Here is a 20392-nt window from a genome sequence, read left to right as displayed (position 1 = left end):
TAAGGTGTTAACTAAGGCAATAAAACTTAAAAGGATAGACTTATGAAAACACTTTCGCTTTTAACGGCTGCTTTGCTAAGCACGTCAGCCTATGCAAGTAATGCCCCAGAAGAGCCTCATATCTATGTAAAAGGTGAAGCATCGGTAACGACTATGCCAGATCATGTTTTATTAACAGTGGGTATTACGGAAATAGATAAAAACTTAATTGCCGCAAAAAAACAAACTGATACTACGATGGCCAGTGCAATTAGTTTAGTAAAAAAACTAGGCGTAGCTGATGCAGATATTAATGCTGGTCAAATCTCAATCTATCGTGATAATCAATATAACCGCGAAACAGGTAAGCAAGAGTTTACCGGGTTTAAAGTATCCAGAACGCTTACAATTAAACTCTCAGCGATTAATAAATACCCTGAGCTTTTACAAAGTTTAGTTAATAACGGTATTAATGAAATTAGACAAACGCAGTTTTTAGCGAGCAACTATGATGAGCTGCACAAAAAAGCACAAAAATTAGCTATTAAACAAGCTAAAGCAGCGGCAAAAGAGTTAAGTGCTGATTTTGATGTTGAATTGAAAGGCTTATATAGTGCGTCTTTAAGTCCGCTTGATATGCCATCAGTACCTTACATGCGCAGTGAAAAAGTAATGATGGCTGATGGTGCACCGAGTAACTATGTACCCGATGCATATCATGCTGGTGAAATTACAATAAGCGCATCAAGTTACGCAATTTATTATATTGATTAAGCGCTTATAGATGGGTGGCGCTCAAATCGTGCCACCAACTGCTTTCCTTGTGATTCACTAATACGCACAATGGCATACAGCATATTACTAATCTCTTGACGATCGTATTCGTTAACTATGTGCTGATTAATATCATCAACAATGGCATTTAAATAATTAAACACACTGTTTCGTGCATCCACATTCTCATTAGCAATAAATAAAATATTTTTAAATGCTTCAATAACGTTAGTCATTACATAGGCATCGGCTTTTGCATAATTGCGTAAAGGGGTGAAGTTATCATGAAGCAGTTCATCAAAACTGGTTTCATGAAAGTACAACAATGGTTGCTCATCTTTTTGATAGCATGAATAATTTATTGCATTAATCTTTAGTCGTTCTATTAATAATATACTGAGCATATCAATAGATTTAACGGCAGTACCCGGATCGTTTATTCCTGGGCTCATAGCTTTTACGGCAATTTCTGATATTTGTGTTAACCCATAGCGGTAATGGTCGCTAATGTATTCTTCTATATAAAAAATAAAACAGTCTAAAATTTTCTCAATTAACTCTTCGTTCTCAGATATGTCCTTATTACACTTTAAAAACGGGTAACCTTTAACTGTAAAATAACCTTGCTTAACCGTAATAAACAGCTCAATATTTTCATCTGCTAGTAGGGCACATAATTTATTAGAATGAACCCCTTTGTAGTAACCCTCGGTTGTACTGTTTATTGAATGCCAGTTTGAAAACTCGGGAAAGTTATCAACGGGGTTTTCGTCTTGCATATTGATAATGTCTTGAATTTCTTTTTTTGTTTGCCTAAACAAGCCATTTAATACGTTATCTACTTGTATTGCTTTTGAAATAGAATGAATAAAAAATACAAATAATCCTAAAGATATTAACCCAAAAACAAGCGCAAACAATACGCCAAGTGAGGGAATCGCGGTATTACCATTATCGAGTTTGTTGATATTTATCAGCATTATTATTGAATAAATAATACTACCCAAATAAAACCCTAATACCATTTGGTGTGATTTACGGGTAATGAGCCCAGGAACAACTCGGGGGGATAAGCTAGCACTGGCTGAATTTAATACCACCATCACCATAGAAAAACTAAATACGGTTAACGAAATAATGCTGCCAGCGAGGGTGCTTAAAATGGTACGTGCGTTTTCTGCGCTATCAACTAATATAAATGAAATTAGTGATTTAAGTTTTTCGATGGGGGCTAAGTACTCGACTGACATTGTCAGTACGGCAAAAAATAAAAAAGCAACAGATAATAATGAGGGATAAAACCCAATACTGTTAATTATTTCGCGGTAGCTATTGGTTATTTTTGTTCTTAAATACATATTATCCTTACTTATTACGATACCAATCTATAAATCACTCTAGCATATTTGATACTAAAGTAAGTGATTTTACAGCTTAAGTTATGTGTTATTATTGCTTAAAAATTAAATGGAAAAATACTGTGATTATATCGAGTTATGCGGCTTTACTGGCACTATATTATATATACCTGAGTATTAATGTTGTAAAAATACGCAAGTCTGAAGGCATTTCACTTGGTAATGGGAGTCATCCTGAGCTTGAACGTGCAACTCGAGCTCATGGGAATTTTATTGAGTATGTACCAATTAGCCTAATTTTACTGTTCTTATTAGAGTATCAAGGCTTAGCAAGTCATTATATGCATGCACTTGGCGGTTTGCTATTTATAAGCCGTGCACTTCATGGCTCAGCTATTAGTACTAACAATCTAAAAGCACGTGTATTAAGTATGATGATGACTTTTGCTATTCTTTTTGTAAGTTCCTTAATTTTATTGTTAAGTCGATAAATAAAGATGCGATTCGCTATTGTTTTTATAAGCTTATGTTTTGCCACTTCGTTGGCGTCATTTGTATGGGCAATAGAAAATGACAATAGCAATCAAAGTATTGATTGTTTAAATTATATTTATCCAAAAACGATGCGAGTTGGTGAAGATGAAGTTCTTTATCCGTTAGTTTTATTGAGAACGGCCTTACAATACAGCGGCGCAAAATATACATTAAAAGCATCGAGTATTTCTATGCCTCAAAGCCGCTCATTAAAACAAATTATACATAATGATGAAGTCAACGTTGCATGGACTATGACTTCACAGCAGCGAGAAAAAGAGCTATTGCCCGTAAGAGTGCCTATTTTTAAAGGTTTATACGGGTGGCGCTTATTGGTAACCACACAAAATAAGCTCAATAGTTTTTCAAGCATGAATAGTCTGAGCGATTTCAAACAAGTACATTTTATACAGGGACATGATTGGCCTGATACACAAATATTATTAGATAGCGGTTTACCTGTAGTAACATCAATTGAATACAGCTCTTTGTTTAATATGTTAATTAAAGGCAGGGGCGATGTATTTCCTCGTTCGTTGCTTGAGGTTGAAATGGAGCTAAATACGTTTAAAGATGATGCTGGTGAAAACTTAACCGTAGTACCACATTTAATGTTGCAATATCCAACCGCCATTTACTTCTTTTTTAGCAAAGACAACCCAGAAATTGCACAAGCTGTTGAAAAAGGGCTCGCAATTATGCGTAATAACGGTGAGTTTGACCGCTTATTTAATGCGTATTATCGCAGTGCCATTGAGCACGCAGATATCAAAAATAAGATTATTATTAGATTAGAAAACAAAAACTTACCCTTACTAACACCACTTGAGAATACTTCACTTTGGTTTTCAGAAAAAGACATGTAAAACCCCATGAAACAAAAAATATTTATTATTGGCTTACCGCGAACCGGTACCACCAGTGTATGCAATGCATTTTTACATTTGGGTATACCTGCTGCTCATACTGCATACACTACCGCCTGTTTTGATAATGCGGTCGCAATTGCAGACACCCCCATATTTAACGATTTTAAAGTATTAGATAAATACTATCCTGGCGCAAAATTTATATATTTAGAGCGAGAGCTTACTGCATGGATACCATCAATAAGACAGCTTTTACAGCGAATGCACACTAATTTAACCCGTGCAGATGGTGGCTTTAATATTCATTTAAAGCGCTGTTATTTAAATACATTTAAAGATTTTTCACTGGATAATATAAATAACGATCAGTATTTAACTGATTGTTATAACGTACACATTAATAATGCTAAGGCTTATTTTAGTAATCGAGAACATGATTTTTTAGCGATAGATATTGCCAACCCTAACAGTTTTAGTCAGCTTTGTGATTTTTTAAATATTACCTCTGAGTTGAATGGTTTTGAAAAAATGAATATGGGGGGTAAGGTCACTGCGTGGAATGATATAAAACATCCATTAAAAATTGAATCGACAGCGAAAGGGCGGATAGATAAATTTTTACCTTATGAGAGACAAATTTAAACCGCGAGCAAAGATTTTTATTTTTAAATACGCTAAAATCCACGCATTATTTTATAAGTTGTATCCATATGTTTGAATTAAAATACCACACGCCATTTGAATGGACCGAAGTTGTTTTAGCCGACTTTGAAACTTTTTTACAAGACCATGCTGCTGCTGAAAAAAAAGCATCGGGCATGGCTATGTCTATGCTTTCACATTACCCTGATAAGCGTAAATTAGTTAAAGCCATGACTGACTTAGCCTTAGAAGAGTTAATTCATTTCAAGCAAGTGCTGAAATTACTCATTGAGCGTGATACTAATTTAGGTGACGATAAAAAAGACCCTTACATTAAACAAATTCGCGCACACTTTAGACATGGTCGCGATGGTTTTTTAATGGACAGGCTACTTGTTGGCGGTGTAATTGAGGCGAGGGGACACGAACGTTTTTCTTTAGTTGCTGAAGCTTTACCTGAAGGAAAAGAAAAAGATTTTTATGTTGCGATAGCCAAGTCAGAAGAAAAACATAAAAATCTATTTGTTGAACTTGCTTACGAATACTTTGATAAACAAGAAGTTGATGATCGTTTAGAAGAGTTATTAACAATAGAAGCAGAAATTTGTAAAAATATACCGTTTACTGCTGCTCTACATTAATAGTTAACCACGGCATGTTGATAGCAAGTTAGCATGCCAATATAAATACTTCCCTCTATTGTTATGAAAAATATTGTTTAATAACGCATAACTAGATCAACTTAACTGCACTTAGTTAACACTGCCTAACAATAAACAGCTATTATCATTTTAATGTATAGCTTGCTTTAAGGACGTGAACCGATGCAACCAATTCATCATATTGCCGTGCTTACCTCTGGAGGTGATGCTCCGGGAATGAACACCGCTTTATTTGCCATCGTAAAAACCGCTCAACAACAAGGCATAAAAGTGTCAGGAGTTCGAAAAGGATATGAGGGTTTAATTGATAATGATTTAGTGACACTTGATTGTAAAAACCTGCAACAGAGTATGCACTTGGGTGGTACCGTTTTAAAAACCGCACGCAGTGAAAGATTTAGAACGGAGGCAGGTAGACAGCAAGCTTTAGCTACAATTGAACATAATAATATTGATGCCTTAATTGTCATAGGTGGCGATGGCTCTTTTAGAGGCTGTTTATGGTTATCACACATAACCAATATCCCTTATATTGGCATTCCCGGCACCATAGATAACGATATTGCAGGCACAGATTACACCTTAGGATTTGATACGGCAGTAAACACATCAATGCAATGTATTGATAATATTAGAGATACTGCAGAATCACATAATAGGGTGTTTGTTATTGAAGTTATGGGGCGTGATTCCGGATATATTGGCACTTATGCCGGTTTAACCTCTGGTGCCGATTCAGTATTGATCCCTGAAAATGACAAAGATATCGATGATTTATTGCTAAAGATTAGCGATTATCATAGCGAACACGCATTTATCGTGGTGGTGTCTGAGGGCGATGAAAATGGTGTTGAATATGTATGTGAAAAAATAACTGCCGTAAATCCAAGTATAGATTTACGTGTAACCAAGCTAGGGCACTTGCAGCGCGGCGGAAACCCATCGGCTGCGGATCGTATGCTAGCAATAAGATTAGGCGTACACAGTGTTAAGGTTTTATGTGCTGGAGAAAGCGCTAAAATGGTGGGTATTTTAAATAACACAGTTTCAAATACTCCTATGCAAGATGTTGTAAAACAACATGTTATAAATGAAGAGCTGCAAGGGCTGTTATCTGTATTTTGCCGCTAACGACTAATTAAGTAGGAGTAATGAACAATGCGAGATAATAAAAATTATAAAATGACAATTATTAAAGGTATTACAATAAGTTTTTTATTAGCCGGTTCAACAGTCGTATTGGCCAAAGATGATTGTGCAGATTTAACGGGATGTGCGAAAAAGCCTGTGAAGTTAACCTCGAGTTATTAGCTTCAAAACACCAAGGTAATTCACACAAAGTTGCAGGTCTTAATAAAGCACTTAATAACATAAACGCATATTGTACCAATGATGGATTAAAAGCAGAGTTACAACAAAAAATAGATGATACAAATTCAGAAATTGAAGAATATAAAATCGATCTTAAAAAAGCTAAGCGCCAAGGTAAGCATGGCAAAGTTGAAAAGTATCAGCAAAGCGATAAAAGGGCTAAAATACCGTGTTTATAAGTGACCTAATTGCCGATAGTTGGTTTGATAAAGTATACTCTTATCTTATTTAACATAATATAAATTATAGGTAGTTGCATCTAAGTGTATGTGCGGTGCTCTATTTTAATAACTTCAAGCTCGCTAAGTCCAATACTAGACGGTATCGGACATTGGGTGCATTTAAACGACTATTACGGTAATTCATAGTTATCACCTTGAGGTTCCTTAATGCTTGGCTTAATATTAAACCACAAGCCGTAAAAAATGTTGAAGTATTCATATGGAATTTGTACGCCCACTCGAACCTATTTTAATCATTGATGATGTTAAACAGATCCGTGCTGATTTAAGCCAAGTGTTAGCCGGCTTAGGTTTTGATGACATTATTGAGTGTGATAATTTTGATTGTGCTAAACCCTTACTTAGCGAAAAATCACCCAACGTTATATTTTTAGATGTTGATTTACCTGATTCTGAAAGCATCGAAATTTTAGAGTCGATTAATAACGAGCACCCATATGCTCATGTGGTTATGTGCTCAGGCCATAATAGTTTTGAGACCGTACAAAATACTTGGGAACTTGGCGCAAAAGAATTTATTGCCAAGCCTTTCAACGCGCAAAAAGTTGATGCCGTAATGAAACGTTTAGAACTGATAGATTAAAGGACATTATGCAGCACCTAGTTACCACTATTATTGATGACCTATCTACCGTTATATTTGGCAAGCAACAACAAATAAAATTAGCATTAACCTGTTTGTTTAGTGAAGGTCATTTACTAATTGAAGACTTACCAGGTATGGGTAAAACCACTTTATCGCATGCATTAGCTGCTGTTTTGGGTTTATCGTATCAGCGTATTCAATTTACTAGCGATTTATTACCCGCTGATATTATTGGTACCAATATTTTTAATAATAAAGAACACAGTTTTTCATTTCATAAAGGCCCAATTTTTAGCCAAGTAGTACTTGCTGATGAAATAAATCGTGCGGGTCCTAAAACCCAAAGTGCGTTATTAGAAGCCATGGAAGAACAACAAGTGACCGTAGATGGAGAAAAGTACCCGCTCCCTACTCCGTTTTTTGTTATTGCTACTCAAAACCCTTTATATCAAGCAGGAACTTATCCGCTGCCAGAATCGCAATTAGATCGTTTTTTGATGCGTATAAGCTTAGGCTTTCCACCTAAAAACGCTGAAAAAAGATTACTATTAAACAATAAAAAGCGCGATTACTCCCAATTACCAGAGCGAATTAACCAGCAACAACTTAAACAGATACAAGAATCTATAGCTAATATTACGCTAAGTGCTCCGGTTATTGATTATATAATTGAATTAGTGACTTACACACGTGAGGCTCAATCGTTAGCTGCTTCGCTTTCACCAAGAGCCAGTATGGCGCTGGCAAAGTCAGCAAGGGCATGGGCCTATATTGAAGGTCGAGACTTTGTTCTACCTGAAGATGTAAAAGCGGTATTTTCTAGCGTGTGCCAGCATCGATTAGGTTTGCATAGTGAGTCTGGCAACAACCAAATTGCAGACATTTTAAAACATGTTTTAGTGCCCGTTTAGATCAATGGGTATTTTAAAATTAAAACGCCCTACTTTTATTCATGCTATAAAAAGTACAATTTTAACGACCTTATTAAAAAATAAGCACAAAAAAAATAGCATCACGTTAACGCATAATACTATTTATGTTTTGCCTTCCACACTGGGTGTATATTTTACGATTGTTGCACTATTAAATTTTGTAATGGGAATTAATTATCAAAATAATTTAATACTGTTTATGGCGTATTTAATGTTTGTGATTATTATTTTTGCCTTGTTGTTAGGTTATAGCAACGCAAAAGGGTTAACTGTCAGCTTTAAGAATACTATTGAGAGTTATGCGCCACAGCAACCTCAGTTAGTGTGGCAAATAAAATCAAACGACACATGTCAGTCAATCACCTTAAGTTATCCCAATAATTTTGAACAAGACTGCTATATAGAGAGTGTTAAAGGCAATACCATACAATGCCAGTTACCATTGCCTTATTTAAAGCGCGGACGCTATTTACTAAAGCCAATAAAAATTGCCAGTAATTATCCATTTGGTTTGGTGAGTGTATGGAGCTATATTCAACCAGATCATACCGTTTATGTTTACCCTTCAATTATTAAAACGCCAAATTACAAACAGTTAAGCCAAATAACTGCTAATGATGATGGTAATGAAAAGCACCAAGGCGATGACGAATTTGAAAGTTTAATTACCCATTTGCCAGAAATGGGGTTGCAGCGAGTTTCGTGGAAACACTACGCAAAAACTCAGCAATTATTAGTAAAACAATTTAGTGATTTTAAATCTGCCGATACACAATTTGACTTTAATTTAATGACAGGCGATACCGAGCAACGCTTAGGGCAATTGTGTTACCTAGTATGCCAAGCGTTTGAAAGCGACATTAATTACTCGATGAAATTGCCCAATAAATCCATAGAAAATGGATCAGGTAAGCTTCATCTGCAACGCTGCTTACAAGCCTTAAGTAATGTAGGCGCTGATTATGAATGAGATAAAAAATCAACGCGTTATAAATTTTTCTCTATCATTTATTTACTTAGGTTTAGTGAGCTTTTTTATAGAGCACTTGCCCCTGCCCTTTATTATTATGCTTAGCATATTATGTGGCTGGAATATTTATTTAACCCTTAAATACAAACAAAAGCCCAATGCGTGGCTGGCCAACGGACTCGCTGCAATAGCATTAATTATTATGCTCAGCAGTATTGGCTTTAAAGATACCGTGGTGCTGTTTGTTGCCATGCTTTTGCTGTCATGCGTTTTTAAATTACTACAGGCAAAAACAAAGCAGCATTATCAATTGATCATCACCCTCACATTCTTCTCACTTTCAGCAGTGTATTTGTTTAGCCAAACTATTTTTACCACTTTAATTATTAGTACACTGTATATTTTAAATTTTGCGGTACTGGGTTTGCTCGAATCTAGTCATAGTTTAAAACTATCATCAAAACAAAGTGCTAAAATAATATTTCTGGCTTTTCCTTTGGCAGTTGTACTCTTAATATTTTTACCAAAACTCCCTGCATTTTGGCAATTACCTGGGCCAAAAATGGCGCAAACAGGCCTATCTGAACAAGTAGACCCATTTGATATAGCAAAATTATCAAACTCCGATGAATTGGTTTTTAGAGCGAAGTTTGATGATAACTCAGCCTCTACCCCTTATTATTGGCGCGCTATTGTACATGATGAATTTGACGGTAACGCTTGGAAAACATCTTCGTTTTTAAAACAAGCAATGAGGTTGCCAACCCAAAATAGCAGCAATGGAAATACCACTCAATACTCAATAATTGCTGAGCCAGCAATGGCTGATTGGTTATATGGGCTTGGCTATGCCAATAGTAACAATGAAAATGTAGTTTCCAACTCAGTCGGCTTGCTGCGTAAAAAACAATATAAATCCAAAGTGTTACAATATTCTGTTAGCACTGAACCATTATCTAGTAAAAAACTTAACAACATAGAGCAGCGTTTTTATAAAACGCTTACGGTGAGTAATAACCAAAAAAGTTATCAACTGGCGCAACAGTTAAAAAACAGAAGTGCTAACGCTGATGAGCTTTTTAATAAACTGCTAGATTATTTTTCGCAAAATAGTTTCAGTTACACTCTTACGCCAACACCTATGCGCGGTGATGATACGCTTGATCAATTTATGTTTAATAATAAACGTGGCTTTTGTGGTCATTATGCCAGTGCAGCTGCCTTTATTTTTAGAAGTGCTGGCGTTCCAGCGCGGGTAGTAAGCGGATATTTAGGCGGAGAGCATAATCAAAACAATGACTATATTACCGTTCGTCAATACGATGCGCATGCTTGGGTTGAGGTATATACTAATGCAGGCTGGAGAATATTTGATGCAACAGCGGTTGTTGCGCCCGAACGATTAAATGGTTCTTTATCACAAAGTGCTGCATTAAATGATGAATTTAAAAATAATATTAATTTTGGTTTAGTTAGCTTAAGTAATTATGCTGCCATAAACTGGCTTCGCCTTGAATTAGAAAACCTCGATTATCAATGGTCTAGTTGGGTGCTGGGATTTGATAAAAATAAACAACAAGATTTATTAGCGTCCCTATTTGGTAACACTTATGTTTGGTTAGTACCGCTTGGGGTTATTATTGTTTTAATTTTAAGTTTTAGTGCTTATTTTATTTATATAAACCGCCCCAAGGCAACAACAAAACAACCTCCGCTGGTAAAAGAGTATTATCAAATACTCAGTTGGGCTAATAAGCACACTATAAACTACCCTGAAAATGCTACGCCTATTCAAACATTACAACACATTAGTCAACAAGTCCCCTATGCAGAGCAACAAATAACCGCCTTTTGTCACTTATTTGAGCAAGTGCGCTATGCGAGACAACCATTTACCAAAGAACGTAAAAATCAGGCTAAAGATCTGATAAAATTAATTAAATCTATAAAACAGAGAAATCTATGAACGCAGTTATTATAGGCGTTATTTTAATGCTTGGACTCACTTTGGTCCGCGTAAATGTGATTGTTGCAATGACAATAAGTGCGCTTGTTGCCGGATTAACCGCAGGCATGGGCTTAAAAGAAAGTATTGATGCTTTTAATTCTGGCTTATCATCAGGCGCCGAAATTGCTTTAAGCTATGCGATGCTAGGTGCATTTGCCGTCGCTATCTCTAAGTCAGGCTTAACGCGTATTTTGGCCGCTAAGTTACTCGCTAAAGTAAATGCTCAAACAGGCTCTAGTGAAACCATATTAAGCTACTTTATTCTGTTTATTATTTTGATTTGTGCTATCTCTTCTCAAAACTTGGTGCCGGTGCATATCGCTTTTATTCCCATTTTGATCCCGCCGCTGCTTGTTGTGTTTAATAAACTGCGATTAGATAGACGTGCCATTGCTTGTATTTTAACCTTTGGTTTAGCCACCTCGTATATGGTGCTCCCGTATGGTTTTGGGGGTATTTATTTATACTCAATATTACATAAAAACCTAGTTGATAATGGCCTTGAGATTGTTAATACCAGTGTCCCTTTAGCAATGATAATTCCAGCTATTGGTATGTTTGTCGGTTTGTTGATTGCCCTATTTATTAGTTATCGAAAACGCCGCGAATACACAAGCACAGCATTAACAGTTCAAAGCCAACAAGCTGATGTTGAAAATCCAAAAAAGGTAATGCTGGTTGGTTTATTTGCCGTGCTTGCTTCTCTGATCGCTCAAAATGCCAGTGGCTCAATGATATTAGGTGGCCTAGTCGGGGTGGTTATATTTAGTGTATTTGGTGTGGTTAAGTGGGAAGAAAACGGCGACGTATTTAGTAAGGGTGTTGCCATGATGGCAATGATTGGTTTTATTATGATTTCTGCGCAAGGTTTTGCTGCTGTAATGAAAGAAACCGGACACGTTGCTAGCCTAGTCCATAGCAGCGCCGCCATTTTTGACGGTAATAAACCCATAGCAGCCGCAGTAATTTTATTGGTCGGCTTATTTATAACTATGGGCATTGGTAGTTCATTTTCAACTGTGCCAATAATTGCCACTTTATTTGTGCCTTTATGTTTAGAGCTAAACTTTTCAGTAATGGCAACCGCTGCGCTTGTTGGTACTGCTGGCGCATTAGGCGATGCTGGCTCCCCTGCCTCTGACTCTACGCTAGGGCCAACATCAGGACTTAATGCTGACGGACAACACGACCACATTTGGGATTCGGTTGTGCCAACCTTTATTCACTTTAATATTCCGTTATTGGTGTTTGGCTGGATAGCCGCTATGGTTTTATAGTTATTTAAAGGTGTGCACTGCACGCCTTTTTATTAGTCTCATTTATTACTTTAATACGCCCTCCTCATTGATAAACTAATACTCTCTATTTTATTTAATTGCTAAGTTGGCCCTTAGTCAAAAAAAGTATGATGTGTTCTTTATAGTTAATAATATAAGCACCATAATTGGTGCTTATATTATTTTTCCTGTTAGGTGTTATAACTCAAAACCATGCAGCATTTTGTCACACACGACAGGTGTTGGCCTGTGGTTATCATCAACAGCAACAAAGGTAAAGCTGCCTGTAATAGCAGAGTGCTTGTTATCTTTGTGCATAGTTTCTAGGAATATTTCAACATCCACTTTTAAACTGGTATTCCCCACATGCGATACTTTTGATATCAACTCAGCAAATGAACCAGCAGGAATAGCTTCTTTAAAATCGACTCTATCTGATGAAATAGTTACTAATGGTTTACGGCAAAAACGGGTGGCAGCTATAAAAGCAACTTCATCCATCCATGCTAATGCGTCACCACCAAATAGCGTATTATGATGGTTAGTACGCCCAGGAAATACGGCTTTAGTTACCGAAGTGGTCGAATCTTTTATACGTTGCGCAATAATGGCTTCGCGCTCTACTTGAGTCATAATCTCTACTTTTTGTTAGCTAATGTGTCTTGCATTAATAATGCAGGGTCAAGGCGTTCACCTTGCCAATTAAATCGCCAATCTAAATGCGGCCCAGTTACACGGCCCGTAGCACCTATTTCAGCTACCTTTGTACCTTGTTCAATCTTCTGCCCTACTTTTACATCAAGCTTACTTAAATGAATATAAGTAGAAGTAACCCCATGCCCATGATCTAAAATCAAAGTACCACCAGAGTAATATAAATCTGGTTCAGCAAATACCACGGTTCCGCTGATCGGCGCATACACAGGTGAACCTGTTTTGTTTGCTATATCTAAACCAAAGTGTGGCCTACGAGGTTCGCCATTAAAGTAACGTTGGCTACCATAAACACCTGAAATGCGTCCTTTTGCAGGCCTAAGTACTGGCTGTAAAAAGTATTCTAAATCAGAGTTAACAGCCCGTGCTTTTCGTACTGCGATCGCTTCACGGCTTATACGTTCACTTACTGCTTTTGGCGGCGATACGTATTTTTTAGCAACACCGGTAATTTTATCTATATCGTAATCGCGAAGAGTAATAACTAAATCTTGGCTGTGCCCTTTACCGGTTTTATCTACCCAGCTTAATGTATGTACAGGTTTTGCATCACGGCCAAAACCAAATACAAATAACCCATTATCAGCAAGTTTTAACGACTTACCATTGAGGCTTACCGACTTAGCGTTATCTAATTGCCCTGTTACTAGGCCGCCTTGAGTTAAATGCCCTTTTAGCTCAAGCGCTATAGCACTAAAGCTAGTTGATACAATTAACGCAGAAACTAATAAGGATTTAAGCATAACTAATCGACCCCTTTCCAACACCTTCATAGGCGGTAATTTTAACGTCTTTTTCTGGGTGCTCTAATTTCACTTGGCTGGCAATGTAGTCAGCAATACATTCTACCGTGGTATCAATTGGTAAAATGTCGCAACGTGATTCACTAATAGCCATTTCAAAGTAACCTTGCGCCGCAGTATACGCAAAACAAACATCATCACTTTTAGCTGAGATATGTTTTAATTCAGAGGCGTTTATTTGATCTTCACTAGTTGCTAAGTAAATATCACGCCATTTATCAGCCCACTGTTTTTGCAAACGAGGCATAGAAATACCACCAAGGCTTATACCAATTTGTGAGCGATGACCATGAATAATACGCTGGCAATTACCATCATGCTTTTTAAGGCCATGGCTATAGTGGTAATAAAAGCTCTGATTGTGCTCAGGCTTTAACACCAACTCAATCTTTTCAATATTATCAGGAAGCTGTGGCAGTATTGTGGCAACTAAGTACTCTGTTACTGATTCAACGTTAATCTCATCAGTATCTATTAAGCAATATGCTTGATGAGGTGCACTCATTGCAAGGTGCTTGTTATCAGCAAATGTACAATCTAATGTTTTGTGATCAGCAAACTCGTTGATGCTGCCGTTTATGTTGTTAGGGACAGCTAAACGGTGATCTATACACTCATCAATAATGCCTTTAATTTGCTTTTTAACTAAGCCAAAGTCTAAAACCATAGACTCTTCGTTTAGTTTGCCATGTAAAGTCAAATCAACAATCCAACTTTCGCCAACTGCACCGCGTTTATTGCATAAGTAAGAAAAATCAATCACAGTGAGTGAGTTAACAAAAAGGGTCATAAATTTCCTTTAAACTGATTAAAAGTCAGCCCCAATTATAATGATTTCTGTTAGTAATTGCGCGGTTTAATCATACTAAAATCAGTTGCATTTACTGATTGCTTATAATTAAACCATTTTTTAACTGCTCCGAGTTGTTTAGCGTACAAGTGTACGCTAAAGTACGGGGCAATTTCTAAGCAAAGATAAAGTGTTATGGAACCTAAAAATAGCTATACAAAAGAAGATTTGATCCTTTGTGGTCAAGGTGAAATGTTTGGTGAAGGAAATTGTCGTTTGCCAAGTGACAACATGTTAATGATGGATCGTATCATTTCAATTACCGATGACGGTGGTGAACATGGTAAAGGTCAAATAGTTGCAGAGCTAGATATCGACCCTAGCCTTTGGTTTTTTGACTGTCATTTTAAAGGCGACCCAGTAATGCCTGGTTGTTTAGGCTTAGATGCTATGTGGCAACTTGTGGGCTTTTTCTTAGGTTGGTCTGGTGGTCCAGGTCTTGGTCGTGCACTCGGTGTAGGTGAAGTTAAATTTACCGGTCAAATATTGCCAACAGCTAAAAAAGTAACCTACCGTCTAGACATGAAACGCGTTATTAAGCGTAAATTGTTTATGGGTATGGCTGATGGAACCGTAGAAGTAGATGGCCGTGTGATCTACGAAGCAAAAGATTTAAAGGTAGGCTTGTTCCAAGATACCAGCGCGTTTTAAGTTTAAAACACGCAACAAAAAGGCCTCCATTTGGAGGCCTTTTTGCTTTAATTCGTTATGAGTTTATGTTTTATACATATTGCGATTTTCTATTGCCTCGCGCCAACCACCAAGCCACTCAGACTTAGGATCAACTTGTTGATAAGGGCAGTGCTCTTTTGAGCGACCAGCTAAACCTGCTTTAAAACCTTGAGAATGAGCTCTTTCTAAACGATCTCTTTTCTGTCTCTTCATCGGTAAAATCCTCACCTTTATATTTATATTTTTGTAGCATAAAGTTCATCTACATTTAATAAATAGCCAACAAAAATGTTTAATTCAAACACAAAATACAATTAATTTGTTTGACTTTAACTAAGCTGCTGATGCAATGATAAATTAATTAAAAAATAAATTTATTGCTCACACTTAGTCAACTTTAACCTATATAACTTTATTAAAATGTTCCGACATATCGGCTCAAAAACACATAAGTGTCATATTTGTGACTGGCAATATAAGCTAAAGTTCCTCATTAATTTGTAATCGAAAAATGAACAGATTTCGTTGTTTTATAAAGATTGCAAATAAACACTTGATTATTTAAAACCGATCGGTCTAATATAAGTTATGAATAAAATATCAGCAGTTACAAATAGGCGTGGCCGCCCACCCAAAATAGCCAGAGACAACGCAGACACTAAAGCGTTGCTCCTTCGTGTGGGATTAGAAACCCTCACTGAGTTTGGTTTTAGTGCCACAGGGCTCGACACCATATTAAAAAAAGCCAAAGTCCCTAAGGGCTCGTTTTATCATTACTTTAAAAGTAAAGAAGCATTTGGCTTAGCTTTGGTTGATGCGTACGACACGTTTTTTATAGCTAAACTTAAGTTTTATTTAGAACAACCTGAAGTACCGCCCCTAGAACGCATTGTTAACTTTACCCAAAGTGCTATAGCTGGGATGCAAAAGTATGATTACAAACGCGGTTGTTTAGTAGGCAATTTAAACCAAGAACTCAATCATTTAAGTGACGAGTTTAAAATACGCCTAATGCAAAGTTACCATGCTTGGCAAGCACAGTTAACACAGTGCTTAGACTTAGCTCAACAGCAACATACTATTAAAACTGATGTTGATACTACACAAATGAGTGAATATTTTTGGATTGGTTGGGAAGGCGCTGTAATGCGAGCTAAACTAACACAATCAAGCAAACCACTGACTTTATACACAGAAATGTTTTTACGCGCATTACTCAGATAATGCATTTTTTTATCAATTTAAAGACGATCGGTCTAAAAGGAAATCTAATGAGCAATCCTATTAAAGCTATTGTTATAGATAAGCAAGACGACAACTACAGTGCCAATTTAAGCAGCATAAACAGTGACGATCTACCAAACGAAAATGTATTAATTGACGTACTGTACAGTACCCTAAATTACAAAGATGGCTTAGCCATTACTGGCAAAGGTCCTGTAGTTCGCAGCTTTCCTATGGTACCTGGCATTGATTTAGTAGGTACAGTTACTAACAGCGACAGTGAAGAATTTAAAGCTGGCGATAAGGTTATTTTAAATGGCTTTGGTGTCGGCGAAAAACACTGGGGTGGCCTAGCCCAAAAAGCGGCTCTTAGCAGCGATTGGTTAATTCCCCTACCCGCTAACTTATCTGCTAAACAAGCTATGCAAATTGGTACTGCCGGTTACACAGCAATGTTGAGCGTAATTGCCCTTGAAAAACAAGGGATCACTCCTGACTCAGGTGAAGTGTTAGTCACGGGTGCCAATGGTGGCGTAGGCAGTTTTGCTATTTATTTACTAAGCCAGCTAGGTTATCAAGTAACCGCAGCAACAGGTCGTATGGAACAAGCTGACTATTTAAAATCATTAGGTGCAACTAATGTAATTGATAGGAACGAGTTTTCAAACTCAGGTAAACCACTGCAAAAAGAACGCTTTGCTGCTGCAATTGATTCTGTAGGTAGCCACACACTTGCTAATATTTGTGCCTCACTTAAATACGGTGGCGTAGTAACAGCTTGTGGGCTTGCACAAGGAATGGATTTACCAGCGTCTGTGGCGCCATTTATTTTACGTGGTATCTCTTTGATGGGTATTGATAGCGTAATGCGTCCTAAAGCGGATCGTGTTCAAGCATGGGCTCGTTTAGCATCCCTAGTTAGTAGCGATTACTTAGATAAAATTTCGACCGAAATCACACTTGATCAGGTTATTGAAAATGCTGAACAGCTCATGCAGGGCCAAATTCGTGGTCGTGTTGTGGTTAATTGTCAAAGTTAAGCATTTTTGCTATTAAACTCTCGTTATTAAATTTATAATACTAGCCGTATTTTTAATAACGAGAGAACACCTATGAGCAACCAAGAACTTTTCAGTAATAACCCACTGCAAGGCGTTAAATTAGAGCAAGTGGTTGAAGAACTGGTTGAGCAATATGGGTGGGAACTCCTGCATGCCTACTTACAACTCAACTGCTTTAAAAATAATCCTGACATTAAGTCAGCAGTTAAATTTTTACGTAAAACCGAGTGGGCACAACAAAAAGTAGATAATTTCTATTTGTACCGCCTTAAAAACTTACCACGCCCAGATGACGTGCAATACGAATTGCCACCCCGCGACCGTATTATCCCTGAAGGTGATAAGCCAGGTGAACCATGCGAGTTAAGTTTTTCTGATGCTAAGCGTATTCAAGAGAAAAAAGCTGCCAAGCAACGTGCCCGTACTCGTAAACAGCGTTCAAGTTCAAGTAACCCTTGGGGTAACTAAGCTAATTTCATAAAAGAGCTAACTTTATTGTTAGCTTTTTTGCTTAATGAAGAAATTAATAGCCTCGGTGTTTCCAAAAGTCGTCTTCTGTTTTGGTTTTTTCTTCGCTAAGTTTAAATGTTTTATCCGCAATGACTTTTCCTGCTAATGATAAGGTCATACGCCAGTTACCTATTTTATCTTCTATAGGCTCCCATACCGTATCCCCTAAATAAAACGACCAATCGTTATCTTTAACATATACATTCCCCTCAAAAGGCAGCATCACTTCGCCATCGGCATCTATAATACCGGGATGATAAATACAATAATGTAGTTTTTCGCCTTTGGCTTTTTTGATATTTACTATCAGGCCAAATTCTATATCAAGTTCTGCTTTTACTTGCGTAGTGAATTGCGTGATTTGTGGTAACGCTTTGTCAGCTTTGTCCCATTTGGAATATATACCGTAGCTTTCTAATGTAATTTGTGGTTTAGATTTTGCCATTTAACTTTCTATTTTTTCTTTCTATTGTTAAGCCACCAGCCTCAGCGAGTGACTTATTAATTAAGTAGTTGTTTTGGATTTTTAGGATAATAATTGCTGGATTGCTGCTCGCATAAACTAAACTCGCGAGTATTTTTATACGGCAACTTCATAAAACCAGCGACCCCCACATCAGTAATATTAACCGCGTACTGCATGAGTTTATTTAGCAAACGTTTAAATTCAACTTCTTTACTAGCATCGAGTAATCGATAGTAATGGTGAATCTTCATCCTATCTGGTAGTGCTTCAAAAATAATACAACCCGTATGATGTATCTGGTTTAGCTCAAATACACATTTAATCACCTTTTTAGGCAGTTGCAGTTGCTCATCGGGATCTTTACCATCTTCAAAATATGAGTGCGGACGGGTTACATCGCTGGCTTTTACATTAACCACTTCATAGTCAAGCTCAGGTAACTGGTTAAATTTAAACGCACCGGTGCCATCGCGTTCTAGCTGAATCGTTTTACGGGCATCAAATAAACAACACTTAAATAAGCCCTTTTGACTAATAGCTTGTGCAAGCATTACAGTATTATTTACCGCATCAGTAAACGCGGTTGCTAAAGCTTCATCGTGCATAATAAGTGATGACTCAACATATAAAGAATCATCTTTCCAATGAAAACTCAGCCCACCTACTACTGGGTATTTCGCTAAGCGACTAATTGACGCTAAAAACGCTTTTTCGGTATCCCCTGTATCAAACAAAAATTCTTTGTAATACCTATCTAACTGGGCATCGTTTACATCGAGTAATTGCTGTTTATGGTCGGCTTGGCGTAAAAACTGTTTTCGGGAACTATATACAACGGTTTCGGGCTCAGGATCTTGGCTAAACCAAAAAGGAATGCGTGCTTTAGTGTCTTGCTTTGGTAGCTCTGGTAAAAATGCTTTTGCCATAGTTTCTATGTTACGCATAAAATAGTCGCCGGCTTTATCCCTTACACTACGCTCTTTTGAAAGCATGCCGTCAATTACATTCGCCAGCTCTTTAGGGAGCATTAAACTACTGGCCGGAATAGCCTGAGCACCAAATCGACAAGACTGAGCCGATGCAAGTGCATACAAGGTTGATGCAACCCCCTGCTCATCAAAACGGGGGGATGACTTTTCACCAGACATTTGCGCATCACCAATAAAATACACATCACCCATTCGCGCGTTAGTGGTGCTTAAATCACCCGACATTAAATCCATAAAATTACTGGCAATTGGGTTGCCTTGTTCATCTACTTGGGCATATACCGAACTACCCCAATCAACCAATGAAAGCTGCTTGGCATTTTCATCCCACACCAAGTTAGAGGGTTTAATATCGCCATGGACAATAGGTTGTGGGCTTAATCCGTTTTTATGATGGCGTAAATCAAGCAACACATTTCTCAATTTTACCGCTAAGTTCATTATTTTTGCAGCAGATAGTCGCCCTTGCTTAAGTGATACTTTTTCGAGGTCTTCACCTACTGCGCGGGCCATCATCAAAATGCCCTGTTTTTTAATTCGCTCAAAACCATAAAATTTTGGTATTAGCGGATTATCAATTTGAGACAACATATACGCCTCGTCTTCAAGGCGATCTCGTACACTTTGTGCCAGCGTTATTCTTGAAAATTTAAACACCCAAGGCAGGCCATGTTCATCGTCACCCGCAAATACAAACCCAAACGCACCCGAACCAATCATTTCAACATTTTTATAGCCAAGTATTGTTAGCTGTTTAATACAAATGTTAAGCCATTGGCGATGCTTTTTGGCATCACGGTGCGATAACAAATAAACAGACTGTTCTTCGTTAATATAAAAGTTGCGAATTTCTTTTGCTTTCAATGCAGATTCTCTAGGTTGGTGGTTTAAAGCTGCGT

23 protein-coding genes are annotated in these 20392 nt (G+C 37.3%); 16 read left to right on the top strand and 7 right to left on the bottom strand.

The genetic code is table 11. The features are described 5' to 3' along the window. Nucleotides 1-42 precede the first annotated feature (42 nt). Complete coding sequence (locus AC0VZ5_RS07890) at nucleotides 43-753, top strand: SIMPL domain-containing protein (RefSeq protein WP_475472254.1); 711 nt, start codon at nucleotides 43-45, stop codon at nucleotides 751-753. On the opposite strand, the gene AC0VZ5_RS07885 is transcribed toward AC0VZ5_RS07890, so the two are convergent. Next, nucleotides 750-2111 (bottom strand): DUF2254 domain-containing protein, encoded by a 1362-nt coding sequence (locus AC0VZ5_RS07885; RefSeq protein WP_138607322.1) that lies wholly within the window; start codon nucleotides 2109-2111, stop codon nucleotides 750-752. The genes AC0VZ5_RS07890 and AC0VZ5_RS07885 overlap by 4 nt on opposite strands. Before the next feature lie 122 nt (nucleotides 2112-2233). Here AC0VZ5_RS07885 and AC0VZ5_RS07880 point away from each other — a divergent pair, with 122 nt between their 5' ends. From AC0VZ5_RS07880 to AC0VZ5_RS07830, 11 genes are all read left to right on the top strand, one after another. After that, the gene (locus AC0VZ5_RS07880) at nucleotides 2234-2602 is read left to right on the top strand and encodes an MAPEG family protein (protein ID WP_138607320.1); all 369 of its coding nucleotides are present in this window, start codon (nucleotides 2234-2236) and stop codon (nucleotides 2600-2602) included. Nucleotides 2603-2608: 6 nt separating this feature from the next. Next, nucleotides 2609-3511, top strand: a complete 903-nt coding sequence (locus AC0VZ5_RS07875; RefSeq protein ID WP_475472251.1) for a hypothetical protein — start codon at nucleotides 2609-2611, stop codon at nucleotides 3509-3511. Between the two features lie 6 nt (nucleotides 3512-3517). Next, on the top strand, nucleotides 3518-4156 hold the full coding sequence (locus AC0VZ5_RS07870) for a sulfotransferase (protein ID WP_475472249.1): 639 nt from the start codon (nucleotides 3518-3520) through the stop codon (nucleotides 4154-4156). A 68-nt stretch (nucleotides 4157-4224) separates the two neighbouring features. After that, on the top strand, nucleotides 4225-4797 hold the full coding sequence (locus AC0VZ5_RS07865) for a MiaE family protein (protein WP_198523169.1): 573 nt from the start codon (nucleotides 4225-4227) through the stop codon (nucleotides 4795-4797). Nucleotides 4798-4980: 183 nt separating this feature from the next. Further along, on the top strand, nucleotides 4981-5949 hold the full coding sequence (locus AC0VZ5_RS07860; protein ID WP_475472247.1) for an ATP-dependent 6-phosphofructokinase: 969 nt from the start codon (nucleotides 4981-4983) through the stop codon (nucleotides 5947-5949). 140 nt (nucleotides 5950-6089) lie between these two features. Then, nucleotides 6090-6368, top strand: coding sequence for a DUF1090 domain-containing protein (locus tag AC0VZ5_RS07855; protein ID WP_475472245.1), 279 nt, complete (start codon nucleotides 6090-6092; stop codon nucleotides 6366-6368). A gap of 262 nt (nucleotides 6369-6630) precedes the next feature. Continuing rightward, on the top strand, nucleotides 6631-7014 hold the full coding sequence (locus tag AC0VZ5_RS07850) for a response regulator (protein ID WP_055012203.1): 384 nt from the start codon (nucleotides 6631-6633) through the stop codon (nucleotides 7012-7014). A gap of 8 nt (nucleotides 7015-7022) precedes the next feature. Beyond that, nucleotides 7023-7928 carry an AAA family ATPase gene (locus AC0VZ5_RS07845; RefSeq protein WP_475472243.1) on the top strand — a complete coding sequence of 302 codons (906 nt, stop codon included), beginning with the start codon at nucleotides 7023-7025 and terminating at the stop codon, nucleotides 7926-7928. Between the two features lie 4 nt (nucleotides 7929-7932). Continuing rightward, nucleotides 7933-8919, top strand: coding sequence for a DUF58 domain-containing protein (locus AC0VZ5_RS07840; protein ID WP_475472241.1), 987 nt, complete (start codon nucleotides 7933-7935; stop codon nucleotides 8917-8919). Further along, nucleotides 8912-10885 (top strand): transglutaminase TgpA family protein, encoded by a 1974-nt coding sequence (locus AC0VZ5_RS07835; protein WP_475474742.1) that lies wholly within the window; start codon nucleotides 8912-8914, stop codon nucleotides 10883-10885. The genes AC0VZ5_RS07840 and AC0VZ5_RS07835 overlap by 8 nt, the downstream gene beginning before the upstream one ends. Continuing rightward, complete coding sequence (locus tag AC0VZ5_RS07830) at nucleotides 10882-12204, top strand: Na+/H+ antiporter family protein (RefSeq protein WP_010389979.1); 1323 nt, start codon at nucleotides 10882-10884, stop codon at nucleotides 12202-12204. Before AC0VZ5_RS07835 ends, AC0VZ5_RS07830 begins: the two co-directional genes overlap by 4 nt. Nucleotides 12205-12402: 198 nt before the next feature. Here the strand turns inward: AC0VZ5_RS07830 and AC0VZ5_RS07825 are convergent, their stop codons facing one another. The 3 genes from AC0VZ5_RS07825 to AC0VZ5_RS07815 are packed head-to-tail and all read right to left on the bottom strand — an operon-like array spanning nucleotide 12403 to nucleotide 14511. Then, nucleotides 12403-12837, bottom strand: a complete 435-nt coding sequence (locus AC0VZ5_RS07825; protein WP_008114650.1) for an acyl-CoA thioesterase — start codon at nucleotides 12835-12837, stop codon at nucleotides 12403-12405. 5 nt (nucleotides 12838-12842) lie between these two features. Beyond that, nucleotides 12843-13661 (bottom strand): M23 family metallopeptidase, encoded by an 819-nt coding sequence (locus tag AC0VZ5_RS07820; protein ID WP_054200907.1) that lies wholly within the window; start codon nucleotides 13659-13661, stop codon nucleotides 12843-12845. Beyond that, entirely contained in the window at nucleotides 13654-14511 is an 858-nt protein-coding gene (locus AC0VZ5_RS07815) for a 6-carboxytetrahydropterin synthase (protein WP_054200906.1), read from the bottom strand. Before AC0VZ5_RS07815 ends, AC0VZ5_RS07820 begins: the two co-directional genes overlap by 8 nt. A gap of 195 nt (nucleotides 14512-14706) precedes the next feature. On the opposite strand from AC0VZ5_RS07815, the gene fabA reads away from it, so the two are divergent. Further along, a complete protein-coding gene (fabA, locus tag AC0VZ5_RS07810) occupies nucleotides 14707-15222 on the top strand; it encodes a bifunctional 3-hydroxydecanoyl-ACP dehydratase/trans-2-decenoyl-ACP isomerase (protein WP_010389976.1) in 516 nt (171 codons plus the stop codon). 63 nt (nucleotides 15223-15285) lie between these two features. Here fabA and rmf read toward each other — a convergent pair whose 3' ends face one another. After that, nucleotides 15286-15456 carry a ribosome modulation factor gene (rmf, locus tag AC0VZ5_RS07805; protein ID WP_008114656.1) on the bottom strand — a complete coding sequence of 57 codons (171 nt, stop codon included), beginning with the start codon at nucleotides 15454-15456 and terminating at the stop codon, nucleotides 15286-15288. Nucleotides 15457-15831: 375 nt separating this feature from the next. On the opposite strand from rmf, the gene acuR reads away from it, so the two are divergent. The 3 genes from acuR to AC0VZ5_RS07790 all read left to right on the top strand — a co-directional run bounded on the left by acuR (nucleotide 15832) and on the right by AC0VZ5_RS07790 (nucleotide 17996). Then, nucleotides 15832-16467, top strand: coding sequence for an acrylate utilization transcriptional regulator AcuR (gene acuR, locus AC0VZ5_RS07800; protein ID WP_290171585.1), 636 nt, complete (start codon nucleotides 15832-15834; stop codon nucleotides 16465-16467). A 47-nt stretch (nucleotides 16468-16514) separates the two neighbouring features. Beyond that, a complete protein-coding gene (gene acuI, locus AC0VZ5_RS07795; protein ID WP_290171584.1) occupies nucleotides 16515-17507 on the top strand; it encodes an acrylyl-CoA reductase (NADPH) in 993 nt (330 codons plus the stop codon). A gap of 72 nt (nucleotides 17508-17579) precedes the next feature. Then, nucleotides 17580-17996: a VF530 family protein gene (locus tag AC0VZ5_RS07790; protein ID WP_290171583.1), complete on the top strand. Its 417-nt coding sequence runs from the start codon at nucleotides 17580-17582 to the stop codon at nucleotides 17994-17996. 55 nt (nucleotides 17997-18051) lie between these two features. On the opposite strand, the gene AC0VZ5_RS07785 is transcribed toward AC0VZ5_RS07790, so the two are convergent. Together AC0VZ5_RS07785 and AC0VZ5_RS07780 are read right to left on the bottom strand one after the other, a co-directional pair. Then, nucleotides 18052-18483 (bottom strand): DUF3859 domain-containing protein, encoded by a 432-nt coding sequence (locus AC0VZ5_RS07785; RefSeq protein ID WP_290171582.1) that lies wholly within the window; start codon nucleotides 18481-18483, stop codon nucleotides 18052-18054. Nucleotides 18484-18539: 56 nt separating this feature from the next. Continuing rightward, a complete protein-coding gene (locus tag AC0VZ5_RS07780) occupies nucleotides 18540-20357 on the bottom strand; it encodes a protein kinase domain-containing protein (RefSeq protein WP_475474741.1) in 1818 nt (605 codons plus the stop codon). Nucleotides 20358-20392: the final 35 nt, after the last annotated feature.

It is taken from the genome of Pseudoalteromonas sp. QJM3NY_12 (genome assembly GCF_056173165.1).
This window is presented reverse-complemented; position numbering and strand designations above follow the sequence as displayed.

Bases quoted from the DNA above. Each gene is read 5' to 3' on its own strand.
- acuR (WP_290171585.1), top strand. From the start codon at position 15,832: ATGAATAAAATATCAGCAGTTACAAATAGGCGTGGCCGCCCACCCAAA.
- AC0VZ5_RS07790 (WP_290171583.1), top strand. From the start codon at position 17,580: ATGAGCAACCAAGAACTTTTCAGTAATAACCCACTGCAAGGCGTTAAA.
- AC0VZ5_RS07840 (WP_475472241.1), top strand. From the start codon at position 7,933: ATGGGTATTTTAAAATTAAAACGCCCTACTTTTATTCATGCTATAAAA.
- acuI (WP_290171584.1), top strand. From the start codon at position 16,515: ATGAGCAATCCTATTAAAGCTATTGTTATAGATAAGCAAGACGACAAC.
- AC0VZ5_RS07815 (WP_054200906.1), bottom strand. From the start codon at position 14,511: ATGACCCTTTTTGTTAACTCACTCACTGTGATTGATTTTTCTTACTTA.
- AC0VZ5_RS07850 (WP_055012203.1), top strand. From the start codon at position 6,631: ATGGAATTTGTACGCCCACTCGAACCTATTTTAATCATTGATGATGTT.
- AC0VZ5_RS07870 (WP_475472249.1), top strand. From the start codon at position 3,518: ATGAAACAAAAAATATTTATTATTGGCTTACCGCGAACCGGTACCACC.
- AC0VZ5_RS07825 (WP_008114650.1), bottom strand. From the start codon at position 12,837: ATGACTCAAGTAGAGCGCGAAGCCATTATTGCGCAACGTATAAAAGAT.
- AC0VZ5_RS07860 (WP_475472247.1), top strand. From the start codon at position 4,981: ATGCAACCAATTCATCATATTGCCGTGCTTACCTCTGGAGGTGATGCT.
- AC0VZ5_RS07875 (WP_475472251.1), top strand. From the start codon at position 2,609: ATGCGATTCGCTATTGTTTTTATAAGCTTATGTTTTGCCACTTCGTTG.
- AC0VZ5_RS07835 (WP_475474742.1), top strand. From the start codon at position 8,912: ATGAATGAGATAAAAAATCAACGCGTTATAAATTTTTCTCTATCATTT.
- AC0VZ5_RS07820 (WP_054200907.1), bottom strand. From the start codon at position 13,661: ATGCTTAAATCCTTATTAGTTTCTGCGTTAATTGTATCAACTAGCTTT.
- AC0VZ5_RS07830 (WP_010389979.1), top strand. From the start codon at position 10,882: ATGAACGCAGTTATTATAGGCGTTATTTTAATGCTTGGACTCACTTTG.
- rmf (WP_008114656.1), bottom strand. From the start codon at position 15,456: ATGAAGAGACAGAAAAGAGATCGTTTAGAAAGAGCTCATTCTCAAGGT.
- AC0VZ5_RS07845 (WP_475472243.1), top strand. From the start codon at position 7,023: ATGCAGCACCTAGTTACCACTATTATTGATGACCTATCTACCGTTATA.
- AC0VZ5_RS07785 (WP_290171582.1), bottom strand. From the start codon at position 18,483: ATGGCAAAATCTAAACCACAAATTACATTAGAAAGCTACGGTATATAT.
- fabA (WP_010389976.1), top strand. From the start codon at position 14,707: ATGGAACCTAAAAATAGCTATACAAAAGAAGATTTGATCCTTTGTGGT.
- AC0VZ5_RS07885 (WP_138607322.1), bottom strand. From the start codon at position 2,111: ATGTATTTAAGAACAAAAATAACCAATAGCTACCGCGAAATAATTAAC.
- AC0VZ5_RS07855 (WP_475472245.1), top strand. From the start codon at position 6,090: ATGTGCGAAAAAGCCTGTGAAGTTAACCTCGAGTTATTAGCTTCAAAA.
- AC0VZ5_RS07865 (WP_198523169.1), top strand. From the start codon at position 4,225: ATGTTTGAATTAAAATACCACACGCCATTTGAATGGACCGAAGTTGTT.
- AC0VZ5_RS07890 (WP_475472254.1), top strand. From the start codon at position 43: ATGAAAACACTTTCGCTTTTAACGGCTGCTTTGCTAAGCACGTCAGCC.